Genomic DNA, 17,271 nt, shown 5'->3' with positions numbered 1-17,271 from the left:
CCAGTATTACGCAACGTGTAACCACAGACAAAAACATCGTCAACCACTTTTTTTAATCGCAGCAGTAGCTGCTCCCACTTCAATTCCGCACGCTTTGCCTAAACGACGCATGGAATCTACATGGATGACTGGAACACCCTTCTCTTTGCAAAGGAGCTCGACTTTTTGGGTCAAACGCTTATCTGCATCGACAGCGATATACACTGCTTCTACCTGTTGACTTTCAACAGCTTTAATCGTCTGCTTAATGCCGATTGTCAAGTCCTTGGCCCGCTCGACTTTTTCATAAGACATGATTCTCATATCCTCCAAAGTACAGATGTCAGGCACACTTGAATATAATATCAGGTGGGCTAGTTGTTGTCAACGCCCATTTGATATTTTTTATTTAGGAAAGCGCCCACCAATTGGTGATGGGCGCTTTTCCCGCAATTACTCTACAGAAACCGCTTCTTGCTCAGCCTTCGCTGCTTCCAGCTCTGCTTCGTAATCTACTTGGCTAGCAACTTTTACATTGCGGTAACGTGACATACCGGTACCTGCTGGAACCAGCTTCCCGATAATAACGTTCTCTTTCAAACCTAGCAAGCGGTCCACTTTTCCTTTGATCGCTGCATCGGTAAGCACACGAGTCGTCTCCTGGAAGGATGCTGCCGACAGGAAGGAGTCGGTTTCGAGGGATGCTTTGGTGATCCCGAGAAGAACCGGACGACCTACTGCTGGACTTCTGCCTTCCATGAGCGCTTTTGTGTTCGCTACTTCAAATTCTGGTACCTCAACATAGGAGCCTGGCAAGAGGTCAGTATCTCCGCTGTCGATGACACGCAGTTTGCGCAGCATCTGGCGAATCATAACCTCAACGTGCTTGTCGTTAATTTCTACCCCTTGCATACGGTAAACTTTTTGTACCTCTTGCAAGATGTAGTTGGAAACGCCGCGCATGCCACGAACTTTGAGCATTTCTTTCGGGTCTACGGAACCTTCCGTGAGCTCATCACCAGCATTCAGCTTGACACCAACAGAAACCTTGATGCGAGAGCCATACGGTGCTGCATACACTTTATTTTCCGCTTCTCCACGTACTTCGATTTCGCGACGATCTTTCCCTTCGCGAATGTCGACGACTTCACCATCGATCTCGGAGATGACTGCTTGCCCTTTTGGATTACGCGCTTCGAACAACTCCTGAATACGCGGCAAACCTTGGGTAATATCGTCTCCCGCAACCCCACCGGTATGGAAGGTACGCATGGTCAGCTGGGTACCCGGCTCACCAATGGACTGAGCAGCGATAATACCAACCGCTTCTCCCACTTCCACCTCGGCACCTGTCGCCAGGTTGCGTCCGTAGCACAGTTTGCAGACACCATGGCTGGTGCGGCAAGCAAGTACGTTACGGATATATACGGAAGTAATACCTTCTTTTTCGATATACTCGGCAACCTCTTCAGAGATCTCCTCATTGCGGTGCACGATAATTTCTTTCGTCTCAGGGTGGCGCAAAGTCTCGAAGCAAGTACGTCCTGTTAGACGGTCAGACAGCTTCTCGATTTCTTCTTTACCATCCTTGATTGCTGTTACTCGGATACCTTTATCTGTTCCACAATCGGTTTCGCGTACGATCACGTCTTGAGCAACGTCTACCAGACGACGAGTCAGGTAACCCGAGTCCGCTGTACGCAACGCTGTATCGGCGAGACCTTTACGCGCACCGTGCGTGGAGATAAAGTATTCCAATACCGTCAGACCCTCACGGAAGTTGGATTTAATCGGCAACTCGATGATTCGACCGGATGGGTTTGCCATCAGACCGCGCATACCAGCCAGCTGAGTGATCTGGGATACGTTACCACGGGCACCGGAGTTCGCCATCATGAAGATCGCATTGAACTTATCCATGGACTTCATCAATACTTCTGTTACCTCATCCTTGGCCTTGGACCAGATAGAGATAACGCGGTCATAACGCTCGTCTTCGGTAATTAAACCACGACGGAATTGCGTCATGACAGTTGCAACTCTCTCATCTGCCGCATCAAGGATGTCTTTTTTCTTTCCTGGTACCGCGATGTCCGCTACGGCAATCGTAATACCTGCTTTCGTCGAATACGTGAAGCCCAATTCCTTAATTCTGTCGAGGATCATGGATGTTTTCATCGTACCGAAGCGACGGAAGCACTCGGAAATAATGGTTCCCAAGAATCCTTTTTTAACAGCACCCGGATCTGGGAGGTTTTTAATGAACTCCGAAACATTTGTACCTTTATCAAATACAAAGCACTCATCTGGAACCATCGTTTGCAGGTTAGCCCTAGTCGGTGCATTGATGAACGGCAAATCAGCAGGGAAAATTTCGTTGAAGATTACTTTACCTACTGTCGTTACGATCAGCGCGTTCTCTTGACGCTCAGTAAAGCTGGTTTTGTTCAGGCGTTTCGCTGGCAGAGCGATGCGCGTATGCAGGCTGATAAAGCCTTGCTGATAAGCGGCAATCGCATCGTGAGGATCGCGATAAATCGTACCCTCGCCTTTGTCGCCTTCGCGTTCCAGCGTCAGGTAGTAGGAACCAAGCACCATATCCTGGGATGGTGTTACTACCGGCTTACCGTCTTTCGGGTTCAAGATGTTTTGCGCTGCCAGCATGAGGATACGGGCTTCTGCCTGTGCCTCAGCAGACAACGGAACGTGAACCGCCATTTGGTCACCGTCGAAGTCCGCGTTGTACGCTGTACAAACGAGCGGATGCAGACGGATCGCACGACCTTCAACCAGAACTGGTTCGAAAGCCTGGATACCCAGACGGTGCAAGGTGGGGGCACGGTTCAACAGTACCGGGTGCTCGCGAATAACGTCTTCGAGAACGTCCCAAACTTCTGGCTGAACGCGCTCAACCTTGCGCTTTGCGCTCTTGATGTTGTGAGCGAGGCCTTTGGAAACCAGCTCTTTCATCACGAACGGCTTGAAGAGCTCCAGCGCCATTTCTTTTGGCAAACCGCACTGATACATCTTCAGGTTAGGTCCTACAACGATAACGGAACGACCGGAGTAGTCAACACGCTTACCGAGCAGGTTTTGACGGAAACGACCTTGTTTACCTTTCAGCATGTGGCTGAGAGATTTCAAAGGACGGTTACCTGGTCCTGTTACCGGACGTCCACGACGACCGTTATCGATGAGCGCGTCTACTGCTTCCTGCAGCATGCGTTTCTCGTTTTGTACGATAATGTCAGGAGCACCCAGTTCGAGCAGACGCTTCAGACGGTTATTACGGTTGATTACACGGCGATACAGGTCATTCAAGTCGGAAGTGGCAAAACGTCCACCATCCAACTGAACCATTGGACGAAGCTCCGGCGGGATAACCGGCAGTACGTCGAGAACCATCCAATCCGGGTGGTTACCGGAGTTGCGGAATGCCTCGAGCACTTCCAGACGCTTGATCGCACGGTTACGACGCTGTCCTTGTGCCGTTTTCAAATCTTCTTTTAACGTTTCCACATCTTTATCCAGATCGATTTCAGCAAGCAGGCGCTTAATCGCTTCTGCTCCCATCATCGCTTGGAAGGAGTGGCCGTATTTCTCACGATAGTTGCGATACTCTTTTTCGGAGAGCAATTGCTTTTTATCGAGAGGAGTGTCACCTGGATCGGTTACTACGTAAGAAGCAAAGTAGATAACTTCCTCCAAGGAACGAGGGGACATGTCGAGCACCAAGCCCATACGACTTGGAATCCCTTTGAAGTACCAGATGTGAGAAACTGGGGCAGCCAGCTCAATGTGCCCCATACGCTCACGCCGTACTTTGGCGCGGGTTACTTCCACGCCACAACGGTCGCACACTACACCTTTATAACGAACACGCTTGTATTTACCGCAATGGCATTCCCAGTCCTTGGTTGGTCCAAAGATGCGTTCGCAGAACAAGCCGTCTTTTTCCGGTTTCAGTGTGCGGTAGTTGATCGTCTCTGGCTTCTTTACTTCCCCGAAAGACCACGAACGGATCTTATCGGGGGAAGCCAAGCCGATCTTCATATATTCGAAGTTGTTCACGTCAATCACAGGGCGTTACCTCCCTTGGTACCGGAATCTTACTCTTCGTTCAAGCTTCCGCCTTCGAGAACGAGGTTCAGTTTCTCACCGTTACCTTCATCCTCGTCTTCCATTTCACGCATTTCAATCTCCTGCTCATCACCGGACAGAATCTTCACGTCCATACCCAAGCTCTGGAGTTCCTTGATCAATACCTTGAAGGACTCTGGAACACCTGGTTCTGGAACATTTTCGCCCTTAACGATCGCTTCGTACGTTTTCACGCGACCCACGACGTCATCCGACTTGACAGTGAGGATTTCTTGCAAGGTGTAGGCAGCACCGTATGCCTCCAATGCCCAAACCTCCATCTCCCCGAAACGCTGACCACCAAATTGAGCTTTACCACCCAATGGCTGTTGCGTAACAAGAGAGTAAGGACCTGTAGAACGAGCATGGATTTTATCATCGACCAAGTGAGCCAGTTTCAGCATGTATACACAACCAACTGTTACACGGCGGTCAAATGGTTCACCTGTACGACCATCAAACAAGATCGTTTTTCCGTCACGATCCAGACCTGCTTCTTCCAACGTTTCGAATACTTCTGCCTGACGTGCACCGTCGAATACCGGCGTTGCTACGTGGATACCCAGAAGCTTCGCTGCCATACCTAAGTGAGTCTCCAATACCTGACCGATGTTCATACGCGATGGTACGCCCAACGGGTTGAGTACGATCTCTACTGGAGAGCCATCTGGCAGGAACGGCATATCTTCTTCCGCCATGATGCGGGCGATAACCCCTTTGTTACCATGTCGACCGGCCATTTTGTCACCCACGGAGATTTTCCGTTTTTGGGCGATGTAAACGCGAACGAGTTGGTTTACGCCTGGTGGCAATTCGTCGCCATTCTCACGCGTAAATACTTTTACGTCTACGATGATACCGGAACCACCATGCGGTACGCGCAGGGATGTATCACGAACTTCACGAGCCTTTTCACCGAAGATGGCATGCAAGAGGCGTTCTTCTGCTGTCAGCTCAGTAACCCCTTTAGGAGTAACCTTACCAACGAGAATGTCGCCGTCCTGAATCTCCGCACCAACACGGATGATACCGCGTTCGTCCAGGTTTTTCAGAGCATCTTCCCCGACGTTTGGAATATCTCGAGTGATTTCCTCTGGACCCAGCTTGGTGTCGCGAGCTTCGGACTCGTATTCTTCAATATGGATAGACGTATACACGTCATCTTTTACAAGTTTTTCACTCAGAAGAATCGCGTCTTCGTAGTTGTATCCTTCCCACGTCATAAACGCAACGATTACGTTACGACCGAGAGCCAATTCACCTTTTTCAGTGGATGGGCCGTCCCCAATGATATCGCCTTTTTCAATCCAGTCTCCAGTGCTTACAATTGGACGCTGGTTGATGCAGGTACCTTGGTTGGAACGGATAAACTTGTGCATTTTGTATTTATCGAGATCGCCGGCAACTTTTCTACCGTCGATTTCTTGGTAACGACGAATCCAGATTTCGCGAGCCGTTACGCGCTCTACTTGACCCGGATTCTTGGCAACGATCGCCACGCCGGAGTCTTGCGCTGCTTTATGCTCCATACCAGTACCGACAAACGGTGCTTGTGGAATCAAAAGCGGAACGGCCTGCCGCTGCATGTTTGAACCCATCAGTGCGCGGTTGGCGTCATCGTTCTCGAGGAACGGAATCAGCGCAGTCGCTACGGATACAACCTGCTTTGGCGATACGTCCATGAAGTCTACCTTGTCGCGCGGTACGCTCAAGATCTCACCTTTACGACGGCAGATAACCATGTCGTTTACAAAACGGCCATCGTGATCAAGCGGCTGATTTGCCTGCGCTACGTTAAACACGTCTTCTTCATCAGCCGTCAAATAGCTGATATCAGTCAACACGAAGCCTGTTTCCGGATCTACTTTCCGACGAGGCGTTTCGATGAATCCGTAATCGTTAATGCGTGCAAAGGAAGACAGGGAGTTGATCAAACCAATGTTTGGTCCCTCCGGCGTCTCAATTGGACACATACGACCGTAGTGGGAATGGTGAACGTCACGCACTTCGAAGCCCGCGCGCTCACGCGTCAAACCACCAGGTCCGAGTGCGGACAGACGGCGTTTGTGCGTCAGCTCAGCCAATGGGTTTGTTTGATCCATGAACTGAGACAACTGCGAGCTACCAAAGAACTCCTTCAGTGATGCAATCACTGGACGGATGTTAATGAGAGCTTGCGGTGTAATTTGGTTCTGATCCTGGATGGACATACGCTCACGAACTACACGCTCCATACGGGACAAACCGATACGGAACTGGTTCTGCAGAAGCTCACCCACGGATCGCAGACGACGGTTACCCAAGTGGTCGATATCGTCTGTGGAACCAACACTGTGCAGCAGATTCATGAAATAGTTGATCGCCGATACGATATCCGCTGGCGTAATATGCTTGAAGGACTTATCTACATTTCCGTTTCCGATTACTTTGATGATCTTGCCATCTTCGATCGGAGAGAAAATATTGATAGATTGTAAATGGATTGCTTCATCTTCCAGAACGCCGCCATGCGTGCGAACGTCAATAAATCCGATGCTGCCTTCCAGAGCTGGCACAATGCGTTCCAATACACGACGGTCAATCATTTGACCGGCTTCGGCGAAAATTTCACCTGTAGTGGTATCGATCAATGTTTCAGCCAAACGTTGGTTGTACAGACGGTTTTTCAGATGAAGCTTCTTGTTCATTTTGTAACGACCAACAGAAGCCAGGTCATAGCGCTTAGGGTCGAAGAAACGAGAGATCAAGAGGCTCTTCGCATTTTCGACTGTTGGCGGCTCGCCCGGACGAAGACGCTCGTAGATTTCGATGAGCGCTTTTTCCGTAGAATCGGTATTGTCTTTTTCCAGCGTGTTCTTGATGTATTCATCTTCACCCAGCAAGTTGAGAATCTCGATGTCAGAACCAAAGCCCAACGCACGCAAAAGAACCGTTACCGGGATTTTTCGCGTACGGTCGATGCGGACATAAATTACGTCTTTCGCATCGGTCTCCAGCTCCAGCCAAGCACCCCGGTTCGGGATTACTGTAGCTGTAAACGTCTGCTTGCCGTTTTTGTCCACTTTGGTGTTGTAATATACACTGGGGGAACGAACAAGCTGGCTGACAATAACGCGCTCAGCACCATTAATAATGAAGGTTCCCGTTTCGGTCATGAGCGGGAAATCCCCCATGAAGACTTCTTGTTCCTTCACTTCTCCCGTCTCTTTGTTCAACAAACGTACCTTCACACGCAGAGGCGCCGCATAGGTGACGTCACGTTCTTTCGACTCGTCAACATCGTACTTCGGCTCTCCCAAACTGTAGTCGATAAACTCCAGCACGAGATTACCTGTGAAGTCCTGGATTGGCGAAATGTCTTGGAACATCTCACGGAGCCCCTCATCAAGGAACCACTGGTAGGACTTTTGTTGAATCTCGATGAGATTTGGAAGGCCCAGCACTTCGTTAATACGTGAATACGTACGACGCTGGCGGTGTCGGCCACTTTGAATCACTTTACCTGCCAACTTATTCACCCCTCAGGTTGTGTTTTCACACATAGAAACTCGGCATTCGGCAACTTCTTTCAGTCGCATTCGAATGCCTAAAAATAAAAATGGGTTAAAGCAGCTTCAACCATTTTTAACCCAGAGAAACTCTATTTTAAAAGAATTCCCATGTTTTCAAGCAAACATTCCTATCTCAGGAAAAAAGTAGAAACGCTTGACAGACAGGGAATTGCTGAAAAATAGACATTTATCCCATATTGACATTTTATAATGCTATCACATTCAATTATTCACGTCAAGAAAACTTTTCTAATGATTTCTTCTTGCTTATTTGATTGCCCTGAATATGTGATAGCCTTTTTCCCGATCAATTTCTATTACTTCGCGGTACGTTTCCTGTAGCTTCTTCAATGCGGATGGGGCTCCTTGCTTCTTCTGAATGACAACCCACATTTCTCCGCCTTCTACCAACAGGTCGTATCCCTCTACAAAAATGCGATGAACGATTTCCTTACCCGCACGAATCGGCGGATTGGTCAGAATGACATCAAACTGCTCGCCTTGCACGCCGCTGTAGACATCACTCACTCGAACCTCAACATTTTTTATTCCATTCGCTTCTGCATTACGACGAGCCAGGTTAACCGCACGCTCGTTCACGTCGATCATCGTCACCCGACCATGATCAGCAAGCTTGGCAGCCGTCAATCCCATCGGACCATACCCGCATCCCACATCCAGCACACGCGCATGACTGGAGATTTCCATGTTCTCGATGAGCAATACACTTCCAAAGTCAATCCGGTCTCGGGAAAAAACGCCAGCATCCGTTATGAAGCGAAGTTCATTACCACGGAGATTGAACGTAAATTGCTGTTCATCATGTGCAGCACCCGGTTGATTGGTATAGTAATGGTCTGCCACGTGTGATTCACCCTTCCTCATCGTTTACGAAAACCTCTATCATCAAAAGCTTATAGAAAATCCCCCTGCCGCAGGCAAGGGGATATCCTAAAGGAAGCTAACTTACTTTACTTCTACTTGTGCGCCAGCTTCTTCGAGTTTTGCTTTGAGAGCTTCTGCTTCGTCTTTGGAAACGCCCTCTTTGAGTGTTTTTGGAGCGTTGTCTACCAGGTCTTTTGCTTCTTTCAGACCCAAGCCAGTCAGCTCGCGAACAACTTTAATTACGTTGATTTTGGAAGCGCCGCCGCTTACCAGGTTAACAGTGAATTCAGTTTGCTCAGCAGCAGCTTCTGCTCCGCCACCAGCAACTACAGCTACAGGAGCAGCAGCAGTTACGCCGAATTCTTCTTCGATTGCTTTTACCAGATCGTTCAGTTCGAGAACGGACATGCCTTTAATGGCTTCCAAGATTTGGTCTTTAGACATTTGTAAATCCTCCATTCAAGGAATAGTATTTTTTTGAAATTAGCCGATCAGACGATTACGCGCCTTGACCTTCTTTTTGTTCTGCCACTGCTTTGACTGCCAATGCAACGTTGCGCATAGGAGCTTGCAGGACGGAGAGAAGCATGGACAAGAGACCTTCGCGGTTTGGTAGGGAAGCCAGAGCTTTAATTTGCTCAGCATCAACTACTTTACCTTCGATAACGCCACCCTTGATTTCCAGCTTGTCGTTTTTCTTAGCGAATTCAGCGATAACTTTAGCTGGAGCGATGATATCGTCTTTGGAGAACGCCAGAGCGTTTGGTCCAGTCAGATATTGATCCAGTTCAGTCAGGCTTTCCTTCTCAGTAGCCAAACGAGTCAGGGAGTTTTTCAACACCTGGAACTCAACACCAGCTTCACGCAATTGCTTACGGAGCTCAGTTACTTGTGCTACTGTCAGACCGCGGTAGTCAGCTACCACTGTAGTTTGGCTTTCGCGAAGCTTAGCTGCGATTTCGTTGATCGCTTGTACCTTTTCTTCACGAATAACGGTTGGACGAATTTCTGCCATTGATTACACCTCCCGTGCTCTAATCCTAGAAAATGAAGAATGCCCTCGCAGACTCACGAGGGCATAATGCTATATCGTCAAAGGAAAGCAGCGTTTCCTCATTCGTACATTACACGCCTCGGAGGGATATTAAGCGTTACTCTCACAAGCACCGCGCCTTCTGTCTACGGCATATTCTTTTCATCAACAGGGACTATCTTAACAACTCCCATAAAGGAAGTCAAGTGTCATTATTTTACAGCTACGCGTACACCAGGGCCCATAGTGGAGCTCAGGGTTACATTTCTCATGTAAACACCTTTTGCTGCAGCTGGTTTCGCACGGTTCAGTGCGTCAGTCAGAGCAGCCAGGTTGTCAGCCAGCTTGTCAGCATCGAAGGATGCTTTACCGATCGGAGCGTGGATGTTACCTGCTTTGTCTACGCGGTACTCAATTTTACCTGCTTTGATTTCGTTAACCGCTTTTGTTACATCGAAAGTAACAGTACCGGTCTTAGGGTTTGGCATCAGGCCTTTTGGACCGAGTACACGACCCAATTTACCTACTTCACCCATCATGTCAGGAGTAGCTACTACAACGTCAAAGTCGAACCAGCCACCTTGAATTTTCGCGATCATGTCTGCATCGCCTACGAAGTCTGCGCCAGCTGCTTCTGCATCTTTTGCTTTTTCGCCTTTAGCGAATACGAGAACACGTTGTACTTTACCAGTACCATGTGGCAATACAACAGCGCCACGGATTTGTTGGTCAGCACGCTTAGGGTCTACACCCAAACGGAAAGCTGCTTCAACAGTTTCATCGAACTTAGCAGTAGCTGCTTTTTTAACCAGCTCAATACCTTCTGCTACTTCGTATACTTTGTTTTTATCAACGAGCTTTACAGCCTCTTGATATTTCTTACCTTTTTTCGCCATGATTAAATCTCCCTTCAATGTGGTCGTAGCGGTTGATCCTCCCACAGACAGGGGGGCACAACGTCTGTGCCCCCTTGCACTCAAGACAATTAGTCTTCGATTACGATACCCATAGAACGAGCTGTACCTTCTACCATGCGCATAGCCGCTTCTACGGATGCAGCATTCAGGTCAGGACGCTTCAGTTCTGCGATTTCACGAACTTTATCACGCTTCAGCGTAGCAACCTTTGTTTTGTTTGGTACGCCAGAACCGGACTCGATACCAGCAGCTTTCTTCAACAGAACTGCAGCTGGAGGAGTTTTTGTGATAAAAGTGAAAGAACGGTCTTCAAACACGGTGATTTCCACCGGAATGATCATACCTACTTCGCTTTCAGTGCGAGCATTGAATTCTTTACAGAATCCCATGATGTTTACACCAGCTTGACCGAGAGCCGGACCTACTGGAGGTGCAGGATTCGCTTTACCTGCTGGGATTTGTAATTTAATTACGCGGATAACCTTCTTAGCCACGTAACACACCTCCTTACTTCACATGTGGTTATTACGGGGGAATGCCCCCTCCCACCGTTTTTTGAAAGTCTCTATGTAAAAGACTTTCGATCTATAGTGAGAGTGCAAGAAACCCCAATTAATGTTGTGGGATTGTTAAAACAAAATGAAATGTACCACATAGCGCGATACTTTTCAAGTTGAATCCTAATCCAATTTTTGAACTTGTGTAAAGTCTAGCTCTACCGGTGTTTCGCGACCGAAGATGTCCACCAATACGCGAACCTTCTGCCTGTCCGGGTGAATCTCGATAATCTCCCCGGTGCGATTGGAAAATGGACCATCTATGACGCGCACCATATCGCGGAGAGCATAATCGACTCTGATCTTGGGAATTTCGATTCCCATTTGCTTGAGAATCGTATCGGCCTCTTCAGGACGCAGCGCTGTCGGCTTAGAGCCGGCGCCCGTGGATCCGACAAAGCCGGTAACCCCAGGAGTGTTGCGCACGACATACCAAGAGTCGTCCGTCATCACCATTTCAACAAGGACGTATCCAGGAAACACTTTTTTCGTGACGGTGCGCTTCTTACCATCCTTGGTTTCCACCTCTTCTTCAGTGGGAACAAGAACGCGAAAGATCTTGTCTTCCATGCCCATCGACTCGAGTCGCTTCTCCAGATTTGTCTTAACCTTGTTTTCGTAACCTGAGTACGTATGAAGTACATACCATGCTTTTTCCATATCCAACAGGACGATAACCGTCCGTCCCTCCTAAGACTTGCATAATTACGTTCCTAGAATCAAATCGATCAAGCGCGAGATACCCAAATCAACGACGAAGAAGAATATTGCCAGGAGCACAACCGTAACGAGTACAACAAGCGTATAGGTTGTCAACTCTTTACGGTTAGGCCAACGGACTTTCTTTAGTTCGGACATTACGTCACTAAAAAAACCACCGGTACGGCGAAAACTGGCTCCGATTCGTGATAAAAAACCCACTTTGCCACCCCCTGACTTCGTCGCATCAACCATTACTTCGTCTCGCGATGAAGGGTTTGCTTCTTGTCACGGGAGCAATACTTTTTCAGTTCAACACGTTCAGTAGTGGTGCGCTTGTTCTTCGTGGAGATATAGTTACGCTCGCCACACTCGGTGCACGCCAACGTGATGTTTACTCGCATTTATTGCCACCTCCATCTCATTTCAAACCTGCTATTAGTTAAAAGTACCCCGATGATAAATAGTACGGGAAAACCGCTACTTTTTCCAGACCATTTCATTCACCTAAGTAACCATAGAACAGAGAGATAAAAGTCTATGGCTACCTAAATAAATTTATCATACCGAAATACCCATGTCAAACAAAATGACTTGACAAGAAGAAGTCCTTTTGCTTCCAAAATAAAAAGAGAGATTCTCTACAGATGAATCTCTCTTCCTTCCAAATAGCGCTCTAGCTTGCGCTTTACTCGCTGCAATGCATTATCAATAGACTTGACGTGACGCTTCAGCTCGACGGCAATCTGTTGATAGGATCGTCCATCCAAATAGAGCATGAGAACCTGGCGCTCCAAATCACTCAAGATTTCACTCATTTTGCCCTCGATATCATCGAACTCTTCCCGATTGATAAACAACTCCTCTGGATCGGTCACTTTTGTTCCCGAGATCACATCGAGTAGCGTGCGGTCAGAATCTTCATCGTAGATAGGCTTGTCCAGTGAGACGTAAGAATTGAGCGGGATGTGCTTTTGGCGTGTCGCCGTCTTGATCGCGGTAATGATCTGACGGGTAATACACAACTCGGCAAATGCTTTGAACGACGTGAGCTTGTCTCCTCGGAAGTCGCGAATAGACTTGTACAGTCCGATCATCCCTTCCTGCACGATGTCTTCGCGGTCAGCCCCAATAAGAAAATAGGATCTCGCTTTGGCACGGACGAAGTTTTTGTATTTGTTGATCAAATACTCCAAAGCTTCGGCGTCATTATCGCGAACCAGGTCGACTACTTCTTCGTCGGTCATTAGTTCATATTGGGCATGTTTTAACTCCTTGAGGTCAACACTCACAAATGATCCCTCCGCCAACCGGTTTCTCCAATAGATAGCGCTATTATACATGATGCCGTAAAAAAGCGTCAACCGAATCCAAGTTATTCCCTTCTCCATTTTTCGAATATTTTCGCTATTTCATCATTCAGCGTAATCCGCCTGGAGAAGCCGTCTTCTTGCGTTTTTTCGACTTGTTTCTTGATTTCTTTCCCCGCATTTTCCATATCGAGCAACAACTCCCGGGCAGATTTGCGCAAAGCTCCCTGCCCAAATATGACACGTTGTGACGTATAGTCAGAAGTTGCCACATAAATTTGTCGATTTTTATTGTGAAATTCGGAGACTAACTGCTCTATTTTTTCGTCAGCCGTCTCCTTTTTCTTCGTGAAATAGACTTCAACCTGGAAGTCTTCCATTTGACGGCCAATGCCAGGAACGTTGTACGCATCGAAAACGATGATAACCTTCGTCCCTGTGTAGCTCTGGTATTCTGCCATTTTTGCGATCAACTGATCACGCGCCTCGTCCATCCGCTCTTGATCCTTCAGCAGGCGCAGATCGGGCCAGGCGCCGATGATATTGTATCCATCTACGATCAACAGCTGCTTGGCTTTTCGTTTTGACATGTCATTTCACCCGCGTTGGAATTGGACTCCTGGAGCGATAGACTTCATACATCAACAAGGCAGCTGCTACAGAAGCGTTGAGTGAGGTAACATTGCCCGCCATCGGAAGGCTGTACAGAAAATCACAGTTTTCCCGAACGAGGCGACTCATGCCTTTTCCTTCGCTGCCAATGACAATCGCGAGCGGCATCGTATAATCACCCTGGCGGAAATCTTGTTTGGCACTCGCGTCTGTTCCTGCGATCCAAACACCGCGTTCTTTGAGCTCTTCCATGGTACGAACCAAATTCGTCACTCGCGCTACCGGCACGTAGTTGATCGCCCCTGCCGAAGCTTTTGCCACTGTTGCCGTAAGACTGACAGAACGTCGTTTCGGAATGATGACACCATGAGCACCGACTGCATCGGCTGTACGCATGATCGAACCGAGGTTATGCGGATCTTCCAGCTCGTCCAACAGCAAAATGAACGGCGCCTCGTTTTTTTCCTCTGCCCGCTTCAAAATATCGTCTACTTCTACGTAATCGTAAGCAGCAACAGAAGCCACTACACCCTGATGGTTGTCCGTCGACACGAGCTGATCCAGCTTTTTGCGGTTCGCTGTCGTCACAATGACACCCTGTTCTTTTGCCAAAGCAAAGACAGGTCCCATCAAATTTTTATTCGTTCCCTCTGCAACCCAAATCTTATTGATCGTACGACCCGATCGCAAAGCCTCGATGACGGGGTTTTTCCCCAGAATCCACTCTTCACTCATTTCACGATTCTCCTTCCACTATGGCAAAAGCCTGCTGCACAATTTCAGCGATCCGCTCTTCTTTTCCACACAAGTACAGGTACCCGATCAATGCTTCAAAAGCCGTTGCATGACGGTAGTCGATAATATCGGCGTTTTTGGCACTGGAACCGGATTTGGCATTCCGCCCCCGCTTCACTACATTCAATTCTTCCTCCGGCAATGTGGGCATTAACGTCAACAACACATTGGCCTGTGCTTTCGCTGAAACATAGCGGTTGGCCGCCTTGTGGAGCTGGTTTGGTTTAACCAGCCCCTTGGCGATCAAATGATACCTAACACAATGCGAATAGGTAGCATCCCCGAGGAAGGCAAGCACGAGTGGATTTGTCAGATTAGGATCTCGGGTTAGTTCTTCTTTTTGCATCTATTTTCTTCGGCCCCTTATTTTCGACGCCAGCGAACGCCTTGTGGCGTGTCCTCCAGCACGATTCCTTTTGCTGCGAGCAGATCGCGGATTTCGTCAGAACGGGCAAAGTTTCTTGCTTTGCGAGCTTCTGTGCGCTCTTCGATCAACGCATCAATCTCACTATCCAACAGTTCCTGCTCTTCTGCAATTTCAAGACCAAGAACCTCCGTCAACTCCACCAACAAATCCATGTACGCACGAACTTCGGTTTCGCCTACATTTTGATGACGCAAATACAGGTTGGCTTCCTTCACGACGTCAAAAATAACGGTAATGGCATTCGCTGTATTGATATCATCATCCATCTCAGCAATGAAACGCTCACGAAGCTCTCCAATGATTCGTGCCTGCTCCTGTGCCTGATCATTCGGCTCTTCTGCGCGCACGGTATCCAGACGATGAGACAGATTCGTATACGCGGTCTTAATTCTATCTAGACCATTAGCCGCCTGTTCAATCAACTCTTCGCTAAAATTGATCGGGTTGCGATAGTGCCCCTGAAGCATAAAGAAGCGAATTAATTGACCGCCGAATTTCTCCGAAAGATCGCGTGCAAGCAAGAAATTCCCGAGGGATTTGGACATTTTTTCGTTATCGATATTGAGCATGCCGTTGTGTAACCAGTAGCGAGCAAAGACTTTACCCGTAAAGCATTCCGACTGGGCAATTTCGTTCTCGTGGTGCGGGAACACAAGGTCTGTTCCGCCCGCATGGATATCGATTTCCTCACCCAAAAACTTCAGGGCCATAGCCGAGCACTCAATATGCCATCCCGGTCTTCCTTCGCCCCACGGACTGCCCCAGGTAACTTCTCCGGTCTTGGCCGCTTTCCAAAGGACAAAGTCCAGGGGATGTTCCTTTTTCTCGTTGATTTCTACACGAGCACCTGCCTGCAAATCATCCAACGGTTGATGCGAAAGTTTTCCGTATTCCTGAAAACGTCCCGTGCGGAAATAGACGTCACCTTCACTCTCGTAGGCAAAGCCCTTTTCAATCAGCCCTTGCACGAATTCAATGATCTCCGGAATGGTCTGCATCACTCGCGGTTGAATATCAGGTGGCAGTACGTTTAGTGATTTCAGATCAGCGTTGTACGCATCCGTGTATCGATCCGCCACTTCTTTGACAGTGACACCTTCCTGATTCGCCACACGAATCAGTTTGTCATCTACGTCCGTAATATTTTGCACGAATGTCACTTCGTAGCCACGATATTTCAAGTAACGGCGAAGTGTATCAAATACAATGGCAGGGCGCGCATTTCCAATGTGGATGTAGTTGTACACGGTCGGACCGCACACGTACATTTTTACCTTCCCTGGCTCCAATGTGTGAAACGGTTCCTTTCGCCGCGTCATCGTGTTAGTCAACTGAATGCCCATCATTCTTTTTATCCTCCCTCAAAAGCTCCAATTCTTTGCGTAACTGATCAATTTCCTTTTGCATCATACGAATCGTATCCGCTACCGGGTCTGGCATATTTACATGGTCCAGATCATTTTTGACCCGCTTGCCATCCTGGATGACGATGCGTCCCTTGATTCCTACTACGGTCGAGTTAGGCGGTACCTCCTGCAAGACAACGGCACCAGCCCCTATCTTTGAATTATCGCCAATTTTGAAGGAGCCCAACACCTTTGCTCCCGTAGCAATAATGACATCATTGCCGATTGTAGGGTGACGCTTTCCTTTTTCCTTACCTGTTCCCCCGAGTGTAACCCCTTGATAAATCGTTACATTGTCTCCGATTTCGCACGTCTCTCCGATCACAACACCCATGCCATGGTCAATGAACAGGCCGCGGCCAATTGTTGCGCCCGGATGAATCTCAATTCCCGTGAAAAAACGGGATAGTTGAGAGACAATTCGGGCGAGTGTACACAGCTCAGCCTTCCAGAGCCTGTGGGCAATCCGGTGCCCCCATATCGCGTGCAAACCGGAATAGGTCATAACGACTTCCAGCGTACTTCGCGCAGCCGGGTCTCGTTCAAAAACAGCATGAATGTCATCTCTCATCTGTGCTAACATTTTTGGGTGGCACCTCCTGCCTGATTTACCTGCTCACGTTCAACCTCAATGTCAGGGTTCAAAAAGTTGTCTTTTCAGCATTGAGAAAATAGCGAAAACCACTTTTTGAACTACCTTTTCAAAAAAATAAAAAACGTCCCTATCCCCTCAAAAAACACGAAGGGACAGAGACGGGTTTACCGTGGTTCCACTCTGCTTAGATCGTCATCACTGTCACGAAAAACTCACAACAGTCATGAGCAAATCTCGCTCATATCCCGATAACGGCGGGAAGCCGATGGCGCCTACTGATATCTTTTCAAAAAGATAGGTTCAGCTCATCGCTCACAGGGGCATTTCCATACAGGGCACACCAGATGGCTCTCACCTATCCATCC

17 protein-coding genes and 2 other annotated features (1 of these 19 cut by a window edge) are annotated in these 17,271 nt (G+C 48.3%); all 17 genes read right to left on the bottom strand.

Annotated features, from left to right (window positions below; all coding sequences use genetic code 11):
- Window positions 1-39 precede the first annotated feature (39 nt).
- Entirely contained in the window at window positions 40-294 is a 255-nt protein-coding gene (locus tag POF51_RS30235; RefSeq protein WP_017247041.1) for a 50S ribosomal protein L7ae-like protein, read from the bottom strand.
- A gap of 138 nt (window positions 295-432) precedes the next feature.
- Window positions 433-4,059 carry a DNA-directed RNA polymerase subunit beta' gene (gene rpoC / locus POF51_RS30230; RefSeq protein ID WP_069852857.1) on the bottom strand — a complete coding sequence of 1,209 codons (3,627 nt, stop codon included), beginning with the start codon at window positions 4,057-4,059 and terminating at the stop codon, window positions 433-435.
- 29 nt (window positions 4,060-4,088) lie between these two features.
- Entirely contained in the window at window positions 4,089-7,628 is a 3,540-nt protein-coding gene (rpoB, locus tag POF51_RS30225; protein ID WP_017247039.1) for a DNA-directed RNA polymerase subunit beta, read from the bottom strand.
- Window positions 7,629-7,937: 309 nt separating this feature from the next.
- Entirely contained in the window at window positions 7,938-8,534 is a 597-nt protein-coding gene (locus tag POF51_RS30220; RefSeq protein ID WP_069852859.1) for a class I SAM-dependent methyltransferase, read from the bottom strand.
- 102 nt (window positions 8,535-8,636) lie between these two features.
- Window positions 8,637-8,999, bottom strand: coding sequence for a 50S ribosomal protein L7/L12 (gene rplL, locus POF51_RS30215; protein ID WP_007716218.1), 363 nt, complete (start codon window positions 8,997-8,999; stop codon window positions 8,637-8,639).
- A gap of 55 nt (window positions 9,000-9,054) precedes the next feature.
- Window positions 9,055-9,570 carry a 50S ribosomal protein L10 gene (gene rplJ / locus POF51_RS30210; protein ID WP_012683973.1) on the bottom strand — a complete coding sequence of 172 codons (516 nt, stop codon included), beginning with the start codon at window positions 9,568-9,570 and terminating at the stop codon, window positions 9,055-9,057.
- 24 nt (window positions 9,571-9,594) lie between these two features.
- Window positions 9,595-9,758: a sequence feature (ribosomal protein L10 leader region), on the bottom strand.
- A 42-nt stretch (window positions 9,759-9,800) separates the two neighbouring features.
- Window positions 9,801-10,484, bottom strand: a complete 684-nt coding sequence (rplA, locus tag POF51_RS30205; RefSeq protein WP_017247037.1) for a 50S ribosomal protein L1 — start codon at window positions 10,482-10,484, stop codon at window positions 9,801-9,803.
- A gap of 89 nt (window positions 10,485-10,573) precedes the next feature.
- A complete protein-coding gene (gene rplK, locus POF51_RS30200; protein ID WP_005828886.1) occupies window positions 10,574-10,999 on the bottom strand; it encodes a 50S ribosomal protein L11 in 426 nt (141 codons plus the stop codon).
- A gap of 186 nt (window positions 11,000-11,185) precedes the next feature.
- Complete coding sequence (gene nusG, locus POF51_RS30195; RefSeq protein ID WP_017247036.1) at window positions 11,186-11,722, bottom strand: transcription termination/antitermination protein NusG; 537 nt, start codon at window positions 11,720-11,722, stop codon at window positions 11,186-11,188.
- A gap of 45 nt (window positions 11,723-11,767) precedes the next feature.
- Window positions 11,768-12,016 carry a preprotein translocase subunit SecE gene (gene secE, locus POF51_RS30190; RefSeq protein ID WP_012683970.1) on the bottom strand — a complete coding sequence of 83 codons (249 nt, stop codon included), beginning with the start codon at window positions 12,014-12,016 and terminating at the stop codon, window positions 11,768-11,770.
- Window positions 12,016-12,165, bottom strand: a complete 150-nt coding sequence (gene rpmG / locus POF51_RS30185) for a 50S ribosomal protein L33 (RefSeq protein WP_003392018.1) — start codon at window positions 12,163-12,165, stop codon at window positions 12,016-12,018. The genes secE and rpmG overlap by 1 nt, the downstream gene beginning before the upstream one ends.
- 237 nt (window positions 12,166-12,402) lie before the next feature.
- Entirely contained in the window at window positions 12,403-13,053 is a 651-nt protein-coding gene (sigH, locus tag POF51_RS30180; protein ID WP_005828894.1) for an RNA polymerase sporulation sigma factor SigH, read from the bottom strand.
- 83 nt (window positions 13,054-13,136) lie between these two features.
- Window positions 13,137-13,661 (bottom strand): NYN domain-containing protein, encoded by a 525-nt coding sequence (locus tag POF51_RS30175; RefSeq protein ID WP_017247035.1) that lies wholly within the window; start codon window positions 13,659-13,661, stop codon window positions 13,137-13,139.
- A gap of 1 nt (window position 13,662) precedes the next feature.
- Window positions 13,663-14,418: a 23S rRNA (guanosine(2251)-2'-O)-methyltransferase RlmB gene (rlmB, locus tag POF51_RS30170; protein WP_012683967.1), complete on the bottom strand. Its 756-nt coding sequence runs from the start codon at window positions 14,416-14,418 to the stop codon at window positions 13,663-13,665.
- Window position 14,419: 1 nt separating this feature from the next.
- Entirely contained in the window at window positions 14,420-14,824 is a 405-nt protein-coding gene (locus tag POF51_RS30165; protein ID WP_017247034.1) for a Mini-ribonuclease 3, read from the bottom strand.
- 17 nt (window positions 14,825-14,841) lie between these two features.
- Window positions 14,842-16,248, bottom strand: coding sequence for a cysteine--tRNA ligase (gene cysS, locus POF51_RS30160; protein WP_069852861.1), 1,407 nt, complete (start codon window positions 16,246-16,248; stop codon window positions 14,842-14,844).
- Window positions 16,229-16,894, bottom strand: a complete 666-nt coding sequence (gene cysE / locus POF51_RS30155; RefSeq protein WP_016742856.1) for a serine O-acetyltransferase — start codon at window positions 16,892-16,894, stop codon at window positions 16,229-16,231. Before cysE ends, cysS begins: the two co-directional genes overlap by 20 nt.
- A 163-nt stretch (window positions 16,895-17,057) precedes the next feature.
- Window positions 17,058-17,271: a binding site (T-box leader), on the bottom strand; it runs 49 nt beyond the window's last position.

Source organism: Brevibacillus sp. AG (assembly GCF_028369215.1).
GTDB classification, from domain to species: Bacteria; Bacillota; Bacilli; order Brevibacillales; family Brevibacillaceae; genus Brevibacillus; species Brevibacillus porteri.
Note: the sequence above shows the minus strand (reverse complement) of the source record. Positions and strands in the feature narration are given on the sequence as shown.